Genomic DNA, 14,942 nt, shown 5'->3' with positions numbered 1-14,942 from the left:
GATGAGCAACCAGCGGGCCGGTGCGGACGGCGGCGCGGCGAGGGCCCGGTTTGGCCCTGGGCACCCTTCGGCGGATAGCCTTCCCGCCGTGCCGAAACCCGATCAAACCACCGTGAGTCCGCCCCGCCCGACCGGGACCGCCGCTCTGCCGCTCGCCGAGCTGGCCTCCCGGCTGGGTCTGCCGCCCGTCGAGGGCGCCGCCGTCACCGGTGTCACCCACGACTCCCGTGCGGTGCGCCCGGGCGACGTGTACGTGGCCTTCCCGGGCGCCAACCACCACGGCGCGGCCTTCGCCGGCCAGGCCGCGGCGGCCGGCGCGGTGGCCGTGCTGACCGACCCGGCCGGCGCCGAGCTGGCGGCGCCCTCGGGCCTGCCGCTGCTGGTCGTCGACCGGCCGCGGGCCCGGATGGGCGAGCTGGCCGCGATCGTCTACGGCCACCCGTCCGAGCGGCTGCTGATGCTCGGGCTGACCGGCACCAACGGCAAGACCACCACCTCGTACCTGGTCGAGGGCGGTCTGCGCGGCGCCGGGCGGGTCCCGGGTGTGATCGGCACCGTCGAGATGCGGGTCGGCGAGGAGCGGATCAAGAGCGAGCGCACCACCCCCGAGGCCACCGACCTGCACGCGATCCTCGGCGTGATGGCCGAGCGCGGCGCGGACGCGGTGACCATGGAGGTCTCCAGCCACGCCCTGGTCTTCGGCCGCACCGACGGGGTCGCGTACGACGTCGCGCTGTTCAACAACCTCACCCCCGAACACCTCGACTTCCACCCGGACATGGAGGACTACTTCCAGGCGAAGGCCCGGCTCTTCCAGCCCGGCAAGTCCCGCCACGGCGTGGTCAACCTGGACGACGAGTACGGCCGCCGGCTCGCCGCCGAGGCCAAGATCCCGGTGACCACCTTCTCCGCGACCGGCGACGCCGGGGCGGACTGGCGGGCCGTGGACGTGCAGCTCGGCCCGATCGGCTCCACCTTCCGGGTGGTCGGTCCGGACGGCGCCGGGGCCGACGCCTCCGTCCCGCTGCCCGGCCCGTTCAACGTCGCCAACGCGCTGGCCGCGATCACCGTGCTGGTCGCCGCCGGGCTGCCGCTGGAGCGGGCGGTGGCCGGGATCGCCGAAGTCCCCGGAGTGCCGGGCCGGCTGGAGCGGGTGGACGGCGGGCAGCCGTTCGTCGCCGTGGTGGACTACGCCCACAAGCCGGACGCCCTGCAAGCCGTCCTCGCCTCGCTGCGCGAGGTCACCAAGGGCCGGCTGCACGTGGTGGTCGGCTGCGGTGGCGACCGCGACCCGCACAAGCGCGCTCCGATGGGCGCGATCGCCGCCCGGCTCGCCGACACCGCCCTGCTGACCAGCGACAACCCGCGCAGCGAGGACCCGCTGGCGATCCTCGCCAGCATGCTGACCGGCGCCGCCGCGGTGCCCGAGGCCGAGCGCGGGGACGTCCTGGTCGTCCCCGACCGGGCGGAGGCGATCCGGCTCGCGGTCACCCGCGCCCGGGCCGGGGACACCGTGCTGGTGGCCGGCAAGGGCCACGAGCTCGGCCAGTACGTTCGAGACGAGATCCGCCCCTTCGACGACCGGGAGGTGCTGCGCGAATCCATCGCGCGGACCACGGCCGACCGGGGCGACCGAGGAGTAGAGCAGCAGTGATCGCACTGACCCTCGCCGAGGTGGCCGCCGCCGTCGGCGGCACCCTGGACGGCGCCGCCCCGGACACCCTGGTCACCGGCCCGGTCGAGGTCGACTCGCGGAAGGTGAGCCCCGGCGGCCTGTTCGCGGCCTTCGTCGGCGAGCACGTGGACGGCCACGACTACGCGGCCGTCGCGGTCGAGGCCGGCGCCGTCGCAGTGCTGGCCTCCCGCCCGGTCGGCGTGCCCGCCGTCCTGGTCGACAGTGTGGTGGAGGCCCTCGGCAGGCTGGCCCGCACCGTGGTCGCCCGCGCCGCGGGCACCGCGGTGGTCGCGCTGACCGGCTCGGCGGGCAAGACCAGCACCAAGGACCTGATCGCCCAGCTGCTCCAGCACCACGGCGAAACGGTCTTCCCGCCCGGCTCGCTGAACAACGAGATCGGCCACCCGATGACCGCGCTCCGGGTCGAGGACAGCACCCGGCACCTGGTCATGGAGATGGGCGCCCGGCACAAGGGCGACATCGAGTACCTCACCTCGATCACCCCGCCGCGGATCGGCCTGGTGCTCAACGTCGGCACCGCCCACCTCGGCGAGTTCGGCTCCCAGGAGGCGATCGCCGAGGCCAAGGGCGAGCTGGTCGAGGCGCTGCCCGCCGACGGCGCCGCGATCCTGAACGCGGACGACCGGCTGGTGCGCGCCATGGCCTCCCGTACCAAGGCGAAGGTGGTCCTGTTCGGGGAGTCCCCGGACGCCCACGTCCGGGCCACCGACGTTCGCCTGGACGCCACCGGACGGCCATCGTTCACGCTCACCACCCCGGCCGGTTCCGCACCCGTGCAACTGCGCCTGTACGGTGAGCACCACGTCTCGAACGCCCTCGCCGCCGCCGCGGTGGCGACGGAGCTCGGGATGACCGTCGACGACACCGCGGCAGCCCTGGGCGAAGCGGGTGCGCTGTCCCGCTGGCGCATGGAGGTCGTCGACCGGGCCGATGGTGTCACTGTCGTCAACGACGCCTACAACGCGAACCCCGACTCGATGCGGGCCGCGCTGCGGGCGCTGGTCTCGATGGGCGGCCGCGGTCCGGAGCGCCGCCGCACCTGGGCGGTGCTCGGCGAGATGCGGGAGCTCGGCGAGGAGAGCCTGGCCGAGCACGACGCCATCGGGCGGCTCGCCGTCCGACTCGACGTCACCAAGCTGGTGGCGGTGGGTGGACGCGAGGCGGCCTGCATGGAACTCGGTGCGAGGAACGAAGGTTCGTGGGGTGAGGAGTCGGTGCTGGTGTCCGACGCGGACGCGGCGGTCGAACTGCTGCGCAGTCAGCTTCAGCCGGGGGATGTGGTCCTGGTGAAGGCGTCCCGTTCGGTGGGGCTGGAGAAGGTGGCCGAGGCCCTCCTGGCGGACGGTGCTGCCCGATGATGAAGCAGATCCTCTTCTCCGGGATGATCGGTCTGATCCTCTCGCTGGTCGGCACGCCCGCCCTGATCAAGCTGCTCGCGCGAGGGGGCTACGGCCAGTACATCCGTGACGACGGCCCCAAGGCGCACCACAGCAAGAAGGGCACGCCCACCATGGGCGGCATCGCCTTCATCCTGGCGACCCTGATCGCGTACTTCGCCACGAAGGCGATAACGGGCGACAGCCCGACCGCCTCCGGGCTGCTGGTGCTCTTCCTGACCGCGGGCCTCGGCCTGGTCGGCTTCCTGGACGACTACATCAAGGTCGTCAAGCGCCGTTCGCTCGGCCTGCGGGCGAAGGCGAAGCTGGCCGGCCAGTCCATCGTCGGTCTGGTGTTCGCCGTCCTGGCGCTGCAGTTCCACGACGACCGCGGGCTCAGCCCGGCCTCCCAGTCGCTGTCCTTCGTGCGCGACTTCAAGTGGTCGATCGGCCCGGTGCTGTTCGTCATCTTCGCGTACTTCATGATCGCGGCGACCTCCAACGGCGTGAACCTGACGGACGGCCTGGACGGTCTGGCCACCGGCGCCTCGGTGATGGCCTTCGGCGCCTACACCTTCATCGGCGTCTGGGAGTACACCCAGAGCTGCGCCTACTTCATCTCCGCCACCGGCGCCTGCTACGACGTCCGGGACCCCCTGGACCTCGCGGTGGTGGCCTCCGCCCTGATGGGCTCCTGCTTCGGCTTCCTCTGGTGGAACACCTCGCCCGCCAAGATCTTCATGGGTGACACCGGCTCGCTCGCCCTCGGCGGCGCCCTGGCCGGTCTGGCGATCTGCTCGCGCACCGAGCTGCTGCTGATCCTGCTCGGCGGCCTCTTCATGATCATCACCCTGTCGGTGATCATCCAGGTCGGCTCCTTCCGGATGACCGGCAAGCGCGTCTTCAAGATGGCACCACTGCAACACCACTTCGAACTCAAGGGCTGGAGCGAGGTCCTGGTCGTGGTCCGGTTCTGGATCATCCAGGGCCTGTGCGTGGCCGTCGGCCTCGGCCTCTTCTACGCGGGATACCGGACCGGATGACGACGAATCCTGACTTCTCGAACCTGCCCGTGGTGGTCGCCGGACTCGGCGTCTCGGGCATCAGCGCCGCGCGCGTCCTGAACGGGCTGGGCGCGAGCGTCACCGTGGTCGACGGCGGCAGCGGCGAGGGCCTGCGGGCCCGCGCCGCCGAGCTGGAGGCCCTGGGCGTCGCGGTGCGCCTGGGCGACGGCGCGAGCCTGCCCGAGGGCACCGCACTGATCGTCACCTCGCCCGGCTGGGCCCCCGACAGCCCGCTGTTCGCCGCCGCCGCGGCGGCCGGCGTGCCGGTCTGGGGCGACGTCGAGCTGGCCTGGCGGCTGCGCAGGCCGCTGCCGGGCACCGGCGAGCCCGCCCCCTGGCTGGCCGTGACCGGCACCAACGGCAAGACCACCACCGTCCAGATGCTCGCCTCGATCCTCGCCGCGGCCGGCAAGCGCACCGCCGCCGTCGGCAACGTCGGGGTCTCGGTGCTGGACGCGGTGCTCGCCGAGGAGCCGTACGACGTGCTCGCCGTCGAGCTCTCCAGCTACCAGCTGCACTGGGCGCCCTCGCTGCGCCCGTACTCGGCGGCCGTGCTCAACCTGGCCCCGGACCACCTCGACTGGCACGGCTCGATGGAGGCGTACGCCGCCGACAAGGGCCGGATCTACGAGGGCAACGTGGTGGCCTGCGTGTACAACCTGGCCGACCCGGCCACCGAGGCGCTGGTCATGGCGGCCGACGTCGAGGAGGGCTGCCGGGCGATCGGCTTCGGCCTCGGCGCGCCGAGCCCGTCGAACTTCGGCGTGGTGGACGGCCTGCTGGTGGACCGCGCCTTCGTCGAGGACCGGACCAGGAACGCGGCCGAGCTGGGCGCCGTCGAGGACGTCAACCCGCCCGCCCCGCACAACATCGCCAACGCGCTCGCCGCGGCGGCGCTGGCCCGGGCGTACGGGGTCGAACCGAAGGCCGTCCGGGAGGGCCTGCGGGCCTTCCGCCCGGACGCCCACCGGATCGCCGAGGTCGGTACGGTCCGCGAGGTCACGTACATCGACGACTCCAAGGCCACCAACACCCACGCCGCGGCGGCCTCGCTGGCCGCCTACCGGCCGATCGTCTGGATCGCCGGGGGACTGGCCAAGGGCGCGACCTTCGACGACCTGGTCCAGGGCGCGGCCGAGCGGCTGCGCGCGGTCGTGCTGATCGGGGAGGACCGGGCGCTGATCCGCGCGGCGCTGGAGCGACACGCTCCGGATGTGCCGGTGATCGAGGCGGCCGAGGGCCAGACTGGCGCGGTGGCGATGACCGAGGTCGTTCGAACGGCCGCGTCGCTCGCCCGATCGGGTGACACGGTGCTGCTGGCCCCGGCCTGCGCCTCGATGGACATGTTCACCAACTACGGCGAGCGCGGGGACCTGTTCGCGGCGGCCGTCCGGGAGCTGGCGGACCTCGGCGAGTGAGGCTGGGCTCCGGCGAGTGAGCCGAAGGGCCGGCCGGAGCGGCCCGGAGGCGAACGAGCCGCAGAAGAGGGAGAGCGGGGAGCGGTGGCGGGGCAGGGCAGGGCGGATTCCGGTACGACCGGGCAGGACACCGCCGAGCCGTGGCGAGTGATCTCCGCCACCACGACCAAGTACAAGTCGGCCGGTCCGCTGGGGAGGTTGCAGGCTTTCCGGGCCCGCGTCCGCTACTGGCTGGACCGGCCGCTCACGCCGTACCTGCTGATCGTCGGCACGACCCTGCTGCTGGTCGTGCTCGGTCTGATGATGGTCTTCTCGGCCTCGCAGATCCTGGCGCTGAACCAGCACCACACCGCGCAGTACTACTTCCTCAAGCAGCTGATCGCGGCCATCCTCGGGCTGGTCCTGTTGGCCGGCTTCGCCTCCGTCCCGGTGGCGGTGCTGCGGGTGATCGTCTACCCGGTGATGTTCGGGGTGATCGGCGCCCTCGCGCTGGTCGCGGTGCCCGGCATCGGGGTGCGGATCAACGGCAACCAGAACTGGCTGGACTTCGGGTTCTTCCAGTTCCAGCCCTCCGAGTTCGCCAAGCTCGCGCTGGTCCTCTGGGGCGCCGACCTGCTCGCCCGCAAGCAGAAGGCCGGCACCCTCACCACCTGGAAGCACCTGCTGGTCCCGCTGGTGCCCGGGGCCCTGCTGCTGCTCGCGCTGATCATGATCGGCGGTGACATGGGCACCTCGATGATCCTGGTGGCCATGGTGTTCGCGCTGCTCTGGATGGTCGGCGCACCGCTGCGGCTGTTCGTGGCCACCGTCGGGGTGGCGGTCGTGGTCTGCACCGCCCTGGTGATCACCGTCCCGCACCGGGCCGAGCGCCTGGGCTGCATCGGCGTCACCAAGCTCGACCCGGACGGCGCCTGCTTCCAGGCCCTGCACGGCGTCTACTCCTTCGCCCTCGGCGGCGGCTTCGGCACCGGCCTCGGCGCCGGCGTGGAGAAGTGGGGCCAGCTGCCGGAGGCGCACACCGACTTCATCTTCGCCGCGACCGGCGAGGAACTCGGTCTGGTGGGGACGCTGTCGGTGATCGGCCTCTTCGCGGCACTAGGCTACGCGGGTATCCGTGTGGCCATCGGTACGAAGGACCCCTTCGTCAGGTACGCCGCGGGAGCCGCCACCACCTGGATCATGGCGCAGGCCATGATCAACCTGGGGTCGGCGCTGGGACTGCTGCCCATCGCGGGCGTCCCGCTCCCGCTGTTCTCCTACGGCGGTTCCGCCATGCTGTCGGCCATGTCCGCGATCGGAGTGCTGCTCTGCCTGGCACGCAGCTCCTCGGGCGCGAAGGCGGCCCTGGCCGCCCGGAACAAGAACTCCCGGATCAGGAAGCGACTGGCCCGGGTGCTGCCACGACGACGAACCACAGCGCGCGCGGTCCCCGGACCGGCACGCAGGGAGCGGTGAATTTCGGTGCATGTCGTACTCGCCGGCGGGGGGACCGCCGGTCACATCGAGCCGGCCATGGCCCTCGCGGACGCACTCCGCAGGCACGACCCGTCCATCGGGATCACCGCCCTGGGCACCGAGAAGGGGCTGGAGACCCGACTGGTACCCGAGCGCGGCTACCAGCTGGAGCTCATCCCGGCCGTGCCGCTGCCCCGCAAGCCCACCCCCGAACTGATCACCGTCCCCGGCCGGCTGCGCGGCACCGTCCGGGCCGCCCAGGAGATCATCGAGCGGGTCAACGCCGACTGCGTGGTCGGCTTCGGCGGCTACGTCGCGATGCCCGCCTACCTGGCCGCCAAGCGGGCCGGCGTGCCGATCGTGGTGCACGAGGCCAACGCCCGCCCCGGCCTGGCCAACAAGATCGGCGCCCGTTACTCCGACTTCGTCGCGGTCTCCACCCCGGACAGCAAGCTGCGCGACTCCCGGTACATCGGCATCCCGCTGCGCCGGACCATCGCCACCCTGGACCGCAACGCCACCCGGCCGGAGGCCCGCCAGTACTTCGGCCTCGACCAGCGGCTGCCCACCCTGCTGGTCTCCGGCGGCTCCCAGGGCGCGCGCCGGCTCAACGAGACGATCACCGCGATCGCCCCGCGGCTGCAGCAGTACGGCGTGCAGATCCTGCACGCGGTCGGCCCGAAGAACGAGCTGCCGCAGACCGCCGACGTCCCCGGGATGCCGCCGTACCGCCCGGTGCCGTACATCGACCGGATGGACCTCGCCTACGCGGCCGCCGACCTGATGCTCTGCCGGGCCGGCGCGATGACCGTCGCCGAGCTGGCCGCGGTCGGCCTGCCCGCCGCCTTCGTGCCGCTGCCGATCGGCAACGGCGAGCAGCGGCTGAACGCCCAGCCGATGGTGAAGGCCGGCGGCGGCCTGCTGGTGGACGACGCCGAGCTGACCTCGGACTGGGTGCTGCAGAACGTGCTGCCGGTGCTCACCGACCCGCAGCGGCTGTGGGACATGAGCCGGGCCGCCGCCGAGTTCGGCCGCCGGGACGCGGACGACCTGCTGGTCGGCATGGTGTACGAGGCGATCCAGGCACACCGGGGCGGTCGCCGTCGTGGCTGACGGCCGGCCCGCCGGCTCACCCCCGGCCGCCGGCCTGGGGGCACCTCCCGGCCGCAAGGCCGGGGGCGGGTACTCCCACGAGGAGGACGAGTTCGGGGACGAGGAGTCCGCTCCCCGCCTCCGGCTCTCCCGGCGGGGCGTCGTGGTGCTGAGCGCGCTCGGCGCCGCGGTGCTGGGCGCGCTGGCCTGGGTGGTGTTCTTCTCCTCGCTGCTGGACGTGCGCGACGTCGCCGTCCAGGGCGCCGCGGACGAGAAGCTGACCTCGGACCAGGTCCGCGCGGCCGTCGGCGGGCTCGCCGACGGCCCGCTGGCCCGGGTCGACCTGGACGGCGTCCGCCAGCGGGTCGAGGCGATCCCCCGGGTGGCGAAGGCCGAGGTCTGGCGGGGCTGGCCGCACACCCTGCAGGTCAAGGTGGTGCAGCGGACGGCGGCCGCCGCCGTCAAGGGGGATGACGGTCAGTTCACCCAGGTGGACGCCACAGGCGTGAGCTTCGCCACCGAGGCGGCCCCGCCGGCGGGCGTGCCGGTGGTGGAGCTGCGGCTCAGTCAGTCCGCGAAGGACGTGGACGGGGTGATCTCCCGGGGACAGTTGGTGCAGGGCGCGGTGACGGTGGCCGCCGGCCTCCCGCCGGAGATCGCCAAGCGGGCCGGATCGGTCCTGGTGCACTCCTACGACGACATCGAACTGCAGCTCAGCGGGGGTGCGACGGTGCGCTGGGGGAGTCCGGACCAGACCGACCGAAAGGCCCGGGTGCTGCTCGCACTGATGAAGCAGAAGGGCACCAACTTCGACGTGACGGCGCCGGAGGCGCCGGCGGTGTCCGGCTGATCCGCTAGATTCTCTGCCCGAGGGAGGGGTTGACGCTTCGGAGTGTCGGCCCGACCCTTGGTGGTCACCCCGGTTTCCATTGCCGGCCGATGATCACATAGGCTCAAAAGAAAAAGGGAAGCTCGGCGTGTTCGTTGAAACGCGTGCCCGGAGCCACCTAGTGTCCTGTGTCACCAGACTGTGTCCATTGGTGATGTGACGGAGACACAGGACTAACCCTAAAGGTCAAGTTTAGGGTTGGGGTCGGCGGTCGGCATTTCGGACATTCAGTCAGAAACCAGGCTCCCTACCCATCGACATCCGTCGACACGGCCCCCCGTTGGGGCGGGTCGACCCGGAAATTCGAGGCGAGAGGCCTTCGACGTGGCAGCACCGCAGAACTACCTCGCAGTCATCAAGGTCGTCGGAATCGGCGGCGGTGGTGTCAACGCCATCAACCGGATGATCGAGGTCGGTCTCAAGGGCGTCGAGTTCATCGCGATCAACACCGATGCGCAGGCCCTCCTCATGAGCGACGCCGACGTCAAGCTCGATGTGGGCCGTGAACTCACCCGGGGCCTCGGCGCCGGCGCCAACCCCGAGGTCGGCCGCAAGGCCGCCGAGGACCACCGCGAGGAGATCGAGGAGGTCCTCAAGGGGGCCGACATGGTCTTCGTGACCGCCGGCGAGGGCGGTGGCACGGGCACGGGCGGCGCGCCCGTCGTCGCCAACATCGCCCGCTCGCTGGGCGCCCTGACCATCGGCGTGGTCACCCGCCCCTTCACCTTCGAGGGCCGCCGCCGGGCCAACCAGGCCGAGGACGGCATCGCCGCCCTGCGCGAAGAGGTCGACACCCTCATCGTGATCCCCAACGACCGGCTGCTGTCCATCTCGGACCGCCAGGTCAGCGTGCTCGACGCGTTCCGCTCGGCCGACCAGGTCCTGCTCTCCGGTGTCCAGGGCATCACCGACCTGATCACCACCCCGGGCCTGATCAACCTCGACTTCGCCGACGTCAAGTCCGTCATGTCGGACGCCGGTTCGGCGCTCATGGGCATCGGCTCGGCCCGCGGTGAGGACCGCGCCAAGGCCGCCGCCGTGATGGCCATCTCCTCGCCGCTGCTGGAGGCCTCGATCGACGGCGCCCGCGGCGTGCTGCTGTCCATCTCGGGCGGCTCCGACCTCGGCCTGTTCGAGATCAACGAGTCGGCCCAGCTGGTCAGCGAGGCCGCCCACCCCGAGGCCAACATCATCTTCGGTGCGGTCATCGACGACGCGCTCGGCGACGAGGTGCGGGTCACCGTCATCGCCGCCGGCTTCGACGGCGGCCAGCCGCCGGCGATCGTCCGCGACCCGGTGGTGAAGTCCACCACCCCCGCCGCCCCGGCGACCCCGCCGGCAGCTCCGGAGCGCCCGGCCGGCCGTCCGTCCTACGGGAGCATCGGCTCGGTGACGTCCCGTTCGGAGGGGGAGGCCCCGGCCGCCCCGGCGCGTTCGGCCGAGACCTCGGCCACCACGACCGCCGCCGCCCCGGTGCCGCCGCAGGTGCAGCCGGCCCGGCAGCCGTTCGTGGAGAGCCCGGCCGAGGAGCTCGACGTGCCGGACTTCCTTAAGTGATCGATCACGCGGTTCGCGCCGGTGCTCACTTCGCCTTCACCGATCGGTGGGGCGGGGTGAGCACTTCGCCGTACGGGGAGCTCAACCTCGGCGGTGCGGTGGGCGACGACCCGGAGGCGGTCCGGGAGAACCGGGCCGTCGCGGCCCGGGAGCTGGGGATCGACCCGGCCGACGTGGTCTGGATGAACCAGGTGCACGGCGCCGAGGTCGCCGTGGTGACGCAGCGCCAGCCGCTCGGGCAGGCCCCGACGGTGGACGCGGTGGTCACCGACCGCCCGCTCGCGCTCGCGGTGCTGACCGCGGACTGCACCCCGGTGCTGCTGGCCGACCCGGTGGCGGGCGTGGTGGGCGCGGCCCACGCGGGCCGGCCCGGGCTGGCGGCCGGAGTGGTGCCCGCGGTGGTGCGGGCGATGGTCGAACTGGGGGCCGAGCCGGCGCGGATCGCCGCCGCCACCGGCCCCGCGGTCTGCGGCCGCTGCTACGAGGTGCCGGCCGGGCTGCGCGCCGAGGTGGCCGAGGTCGTCCCGTCGGCCTTCGCCGAGACCTCGTGGGGAACCCCGGCGCTGGACGTGCCGGCGGGGGTCGCCGCCCAACTGGCCGCGGCGGGGGTCACCGAACTGGTGCGCTCACCGGTCTGCACCCTCGAATCCGCCGATCACTTCTCCTATCGTCGCGAGCAGCGCACGGGTCGGCTCGCGAGCTACGTCTGGTTGGACTCTGATCACTGATGACGAACGACATCTACGGACCGTTCCCGGGGAGCAGGCAGTTCTCGGAGGCTCTGACGAACGGCCAGCGGGCCCGGTACGAGCAGCTCGGGACCAACCTCGAAGTGGTCGAGCGCCGGATCGCGGACGCCTGTGCGGCGGCCGGACGCCCGCGCGAGGACGTCAGCCTGATCGTCGTCACCAAGACCTACCCGGCCGAGGACACCGCGCTGCTGGCCGGGCTGGGTGTGACGGACGTCGCGGAGAACCGTGACCAGGACGCCGCTCCCAAGGCGGAACAGTGCAGAAACCTTCCTCTTAGTTGGCACTTCGTCGGCCAGCTCCAGACCAACAAGGTCCGCTCGGTGGTCCGCTACGCGAACCACGTGCACTCGGTGGACCGGCTGCGGCTCGTCGAGTCGCTCTCGGCGGCCGTGCTCAAGTCCGAGCGCCCGGAACTGGGCTGCCTGGTGCAGGTGGCACTGGACAAGGAGCACGGGGAGGGCGCGCACCGGGCCGGGGTCGCCCCCGAGGACGTCGCCGAACTCACCGACGCGATCGCCGACGCGCCCGGGCTGCGCCTGGACGGTGTGATGACGGTCGCTCCGCTGGCCGGCCCGCTGGCCGGAGACCCGGTCCGGGCCTTCGAGCGGCTGGCGGAAATCGCAACCGCCGTACGGGCGGCCCATCCGGCTGCCACCATGGTCTCCGCAGGCATGAGCGGCGACCTTGAGCAGGCGATTGCCGCCGGAGCGACACATGTACGCGTCGGAACGGCGGTACTCGGAGTGAGGTCACCCCTCGGGTAACGTCACCGGGTAGTAGATCAGACTGCAGGACAAAATAGGACAGAAGCTAGCAGCTTTCCGAAGTGCTAGCCAACCGTGGATCGCAGCTCCGCGGCCCCAATCCCACGAACTCTGACGGCGCGTCGCCTTGACGGGCCGTCGTGGGCGGACCGCGGAATCCGCAGGCAGGGCCGCGGCCCGCCCGCTGGGACGGAGCCGGTCCACCACAAGCGGAGGAGACAGGAGCATGGCCGGCGCGATGCGCAAGATGGCGGTCTACCTCGGCCTCGTGGAGGACGAGACGTACGACGGCCAGGGGTACGACCCCGACGACGACTACGACGCGGACCCCGAGCCGATCCGCACGGGGCAGCGGACCGAGGACATCCCCCGGCCGGCAGCCGCCCCCGCGCCCGCCCCGGTCTCCTCGATCACCCCGCAGCCGGTTCCGGCCGCGGTGCCGATCCGGCAGGAGACCCCGAGGATGGCCCCCGTGTCGTCCATCACACCCGAACGCCGCCACAACCTGGAGAAGAGCGCCCCGGTGATCATGCCCAAGGTCGTGAACGAACGAGAGCCCTACCGCATCACCACGCTGCACCCCCGGACCTACAACGAGGCCCGTACCATCGGGGAACAGTTCCGCGGCGGGACCCCCGTGATCATGAATCTGACCGAGATGGACGACACGGACGCCAAGCGGCTCGTAGACTTCGCCGCTGGACTCGTCTTCGGTCTGCACGGCAGTATCGAGCGCGTGACACAGAAGGTGTTCCTGCTGTCGCCTGCTAACGTCGATGTCACGGCGGAGGACAAGGCTCGGATCGCCGAGGGTGGGTTCTTCAACCAGAGCTGACCCGGCCACGACTTTACGTGTGGATCTGATCAACAGTGGTTGGCGACAGGTGACGAGCGGCGGGCCCCAGGGCCCGGGACCGGGGAGAGGGAAACGCGATGGACATCGTGTGGGCGGTGCTCTACTACGCCCTGACCGTCTTCCTGGTGTTCCTGCTCGTGCGACTGGTCATGGACTGGGTCTTCCAGTTCGCGCGTTCGTGGCGGCCGGGCAAGGCCATGGTCCTGGTCCTGGAGGCCACGTACACTGTCACGGATCCGCCGCTCAAGCTTCTTCGGCGGTTCATCCCGCCGTTGCGTTTCGGGGGCGTGGCGCTCGACCTGTCCTTCTTCGTACTGATGATCATTGTGTATGTCCTGATCTCGCTTGTGCACCCCTAGTCGTAGGTGAGCGATGCGACAGGATGCCGGTGTGCCGACGATCACGTTGAGGTGAAGAGATGCCATTGACCCCCGAGGACGTTCGGAACAAGCAGTTCACGACCGTCCGCCTGCGTGAAGGCTATGACGAGGACGAGGTCGATGCCTTCCTCGACGAGGTCGAGGCGGAGCTGACCCGCCTCCTCCGGGAGAACGAGGACCTGCGGGCCAAGCTGGCCGCCGCGACTCGCGCCGCCGCGCAGAACCAGGCCAACATGCGGAAGGAGCCGCCGCAGGACGCCCAGCGTCCGGCCGCTCCCGTCCCGGCCGCCATATCCGGCCCGCCGGTCCCCGGCCAGCAGGGTCCGGGTGGCCCGCAGCAGATGGGCCCCGGCGGCCCGCAGCAGATGGGCCCCGGCGGCCCGCAGCAGATGGGTCCGGGTGGTCCGCAGCAGCAGCAGCAGATGGGCAACCAGCCCCTCGGCCTGCCGTCCGGTGCGCCGCAGCTCCCGGCCGGCCCGGGTGGTCCGATGGGCCCCGGCGGTCCCCAGCAGATGGGCCAGACCATGGGCGGCCAGCAGCAGCTGGTCCAGCCGATGGGCGGTCAGATGCTCCAGCCCATGGGCGGTCCCGGTGGCCCGCAGCAGATGGGCAACCCGATGGGCCAGGGCATGGGCCAGCAGCAGCAGATGCAGCCGATGGGTGGCCCCATGGGCGGCCCGCAGCAGATGGGCGGCCCGCTCGGCGGCCCCATGCAGCAGCAGCAGGGCCCCGGCGGCGACAGTGCCGCCCGTGTGCTGGCGCTCGCCCAGCAGACCGCCGACCAGGCGATCTCCGAGGCCCGTTCCGAGGCCAACAAGATCGTCGGCGAGGCGCGCAGCCGGGCCGAGGGTCTGGAGCGGGACGCCCGGGCCAAGGCCGACGCCCTGGAGCGGGACGCGCAGGAGAAGCACCGCGTCGCGATGGGGTCGCTGGAGTCCGCGCGGGCCACGTTGGAGCGCAAGGTCGAGGACCTGCGGGCGTTCGAGCGTGAGTACCGTACGCGACTGAAGTCGTACCTGGAGACCCAGCTGCGTCAGCTGGAGTCGCAGGCCGACGACTCGCTCGCGCCGCCGCGGATCCCCGCCACCGCGTCGCTGCCGCCGGCGGCGTCGTCGATGGCTCCGGCCGGTGGGGGGTCGATGGGCTCTGCGCCGTCGTTCGGTGGGAACCAGCCTTCGTTCGGTGGTAACTCGCCGTCGTTCGGGGGGCAGAGTTCCTTCGGTGGGAATCCGCCGGCGCCGAGCTTCGGTGGGCAGCAGGGTGGGAACGGTGCGCCGCAGATGCAGCCGGCCGGGATGACCCAGCCGATGGCGGCCGTGCGGCCGCAGCCGCCGCAGCCGATGCAGCAGGCTCCGGCGCCGATGCGGGGCTTTCTGATTGACGAGGACGGCGACAACTGAGGTTGTAGCTGGGGTTTTGGGCGTCCCCTTTCTGGCCTTTGGGCTGGGGAGGGGGCGTCTTTTTTGTGTTCGAGGGTTGGGGGCGGGGGGCTAGGGGTGTGGGGGCCGCTGCGCGGGGCTGGGGTGTGGGGGTGGGCTTTCGGGAGGGTGGGTGGGGCCGGGGGCGGTTCCGGGGGTGGGCGCTCCGGGGGCTGGGTGATTTTCGGACCGCCGACTCTGTGGGTGGGGGGTTGGGCGCCGTTG

The 14,942-nt window shown here is 71.9% G+C and carries 13 protein-coding genes; all 13 read left to right on the top strand.

Translation table 11 applies throughout. The features are described from left to right. The first annotated feature begins 1 nt into the window (after position 1). The 13 genes from ACIQWA_RS28645 to ACIQWA_RS28585 all read left to right on the top strand — a co-directional run bounded on the left by ACIQWA_RS28645 (position 2) and on the right by ACIQWA_RS28585 (position 14,699). The gene (locus ACIQWA_RS28645; protein WP_402487415.1) at positions 2–1,654 is read left to right on the top strand and encodes a UDP-N-acetylmuramoyl-L-alanyl-D-glutamate--2,6-diaminopimelate ligase; all 1,653 of its coding nucleotides are present in this window, start codon (positions 2–4) and stop codon (positions 1,652–1,654) included. After that, a complete protein-coding gene (gene murF / locus ACIQWA_RS28640; protein ID WP_402487414.1) occupies positions 1,651–3,054 on the top strand; it encodes a UDP-N-acetylmuramoyl-tripeptide--D-alanyl-D-alanine ligase in 1,404 nt (467 codons plus the stop codon). The genes ACIQWA_RS28645 and murF overlap by 4 nt, the downstream gene beginning before the upstream one ends. Beyond that, positions 3,054–4,115: a phospho-N-acetylmuramoyl-pentapeptide-transferase gene (gene mraY / locus ACIQWA_RS28635; RefSeq protein WP_350504707.1), complete on the top strand. Its 1,062-nt coding sequence runs from the start codon at positions 3,054–3,056 to the stop codon at positions 4,113–4,115. Before murF ends, mraY begins: the two co-directional genes overlap by 1 nt. Beyond that, complete coding sequence (gene murD / locus ACIQWA_RS28630) at positions 4,112–5,554, top strand: UDP-N-acetylmuramoyl-L-alanine--D-glutamate ligase (RefSeq protein WP_402487412.1); 1,443 nt, start codon at positions 4,112–4,114, stop codon at positions 5,552–5,554. Before mraY ends, murD begins: the two co-directional genes overlap by 4 nt. Positions 5,555–5,701: 147 nt before the next feature. Further along, positions 5,702–7,009 (top strand): putative lipid II flippase FtsW, encoded by a 1,308-nt coding sequence (gene ftsW / locus ACIQWA_RS28625; protein ID WP_402487410.1) that lies wholly within the window; start codon positions 5,702–5,704, stop codon positions 7,007–7,009. Positions 7,010–7,015: 6 nt separating this feature from the next. Further along, positions 7,016–8,122, top strand: a complete 1,107-nt coding sequence (gene murG, locus ACIQWA_RS28620) for an undecaprenyldiphospho-muramoylpentapeptide beta-N-acetylglucosaminyltransferase (protein WP_360227763.1) — start codon at positions 7,016–7,018, stop codon at positions 8,120–8,122. After that, positions 8,115–8,951: a cell division protein FtsQ/DivIB gene (locus ACIQWA_RS28615; protein WP_402487408.1), complete on the top strand. Its 837-nt coding sequence runs from the start codon at positions 8,115–8,117 to the stop codon at positions 8,949–8,951. Before murG ends, ACIQWA_RS28615 begins: the two co-directional genes overlap by 8 nt. A 363-nt stretch (positions 8,952–9,314) precedes the next feature. Continuing rightward, complete coding sequence (ftsZ, locus tag ACIQWA_RS28610; protein WP_360227757.1) at positions 9,315–10,547, top strand: cell division protein FtsZ; 1,233 nt, start codon at positions 9,315–9,317, stop codon at positions 10,545–10,547. Then, on the top strand, positions 10,544–11,275 hold the full coding sequence (gene pgeF, locus ACIQWA_RS28605) for a peptidoglycan editing factor PgeF (RefSeq protein ID WP_402487406.1): 732 nt from the start codon (positions 10,544–10,546) through the stop codon (positions 11,273–11,275). Before ftsZ ends, pgeF begins: the two co-directional genes overlap by 4 nt. Further along, a complete protein-coding gene (locus ACIQWA_RS28600) occupies positions 11,275–12,063 on the top strand; it encodes a YggS family pyridoxal phosphate-dependent enzyme (protein WP_360227751.1) in 789 nt (262 codons plus the stop codon). The genes pgeF and ACIQWA_RS28600 overlap by 1 nt, the downstream gene beginning before the upstream one ends. A 226-nt stretch (positions 12,064–12,289) precedes the next feature. Then, the gene (locus ACIQWA_RS28595; protein WP_030282899.1) at positions 12,290–12,898 is read left to right on the top strand and encodes a cell division protein SepF; all 609 of its coding nucleotides are present in this window, start codon (positions 12,290–12,292) and stop codon (positions 12,896–12,898) included. Positions 12,899–12,996: 98 nt separating this feature from the next. Then, positions 12,997–13,278 carry a YggT family protein gene (locus tag ACIQWA_RS28590; RefSeq protein WP_030282903.1) on the top strand — a complete coding sequence of 94 codons (282 nt, stop codon included), beginning with the start codon at positions 12,997–12,999 and terminating at the stop codon, positions 13,276–13,278. Between the two features lie 59 nt (positions 13,279–13,337). Next, positions 13,338–14,699 carry a DivIVA domain-containing protein gene (locus tag ACIQWA_RS28585; RefSeq protein ID WP_402487404.1) on the top strand — a complete coding sequence of 454 codons (1,362 nt, stop codon included), beginning with the start codon at positions 13,338–13,340 and terminating at the stop codon, positions 14,697–14,699. Positions 14,700–14,942: the final 243 nt, after the last annotated feature.

The sequence above is a fragment of the Kitasatospora sp. NPDC098652 genome (assembly GCF_044760155.1).
Lineage (GTDB): Bacteria > Actinomycetota > Actinomycetes > Streptomycetales > Streptomycetaceae > Kitasatospora.
Note: the sequence above shows the minus strand (reverse complement) of the source record. Positions and strands in the feature narration are given on the sequence as shown.

Excerpts from the sequence above, each read along its gene's own strand:
- ACIQWA_RS28585 (WP_402487404.1), top strand. The coding sequence starts at position 13,338 with ATGCCATTGACCCCCGAGGACGTTCGGAACAAGCAGTTCACGACCGTC.
- mraY (WP_350504707.1), top strand. The coding sequence starts at position 3,054 with ATGAAGCAGATCCTCTTCTCCGGGATGATCGGTCTGATCCTCTCGCTG.
- murD (WP_402487412.1), top strand. The coding sequence starts at position 4,112 with ATGACGACGAATCCTGACTTCTCGAACCTGCCCGTGGTGGTCGCCGGA.
- ACIQWA_RS28600 (WP_360227751.1), top strand. The coding sequence starts at position 11,275 with ATGACGAACGACATCTACGGACCGTTCCCGGGGAGCAGGCAGTTCTCG.
- ACIQWA_RS28595 (WP_030282899.1), top strand. The coding sequence starts at position 12,290 with ATGGCCGGCGCGATGCGCAAGATGGCGGTCTACCTCGGCCTCGTGGAG.
- ACIQWA_RS28645 (WP_402487415.1), top strand. The coding sequence starts at position 2 with ATGAGCAACCAGCGGGCCGGTGCGGACGGCGGCGCGGCGAGGGCCCGG.
- ACIQWA_RS28590 (WP_030282903.1), top strand. The coding sequence starts at position 12,997 with ATGGACATCGTGTGGGCGGTGCTCTACTACGCCCTGACCGTCTTCCTG.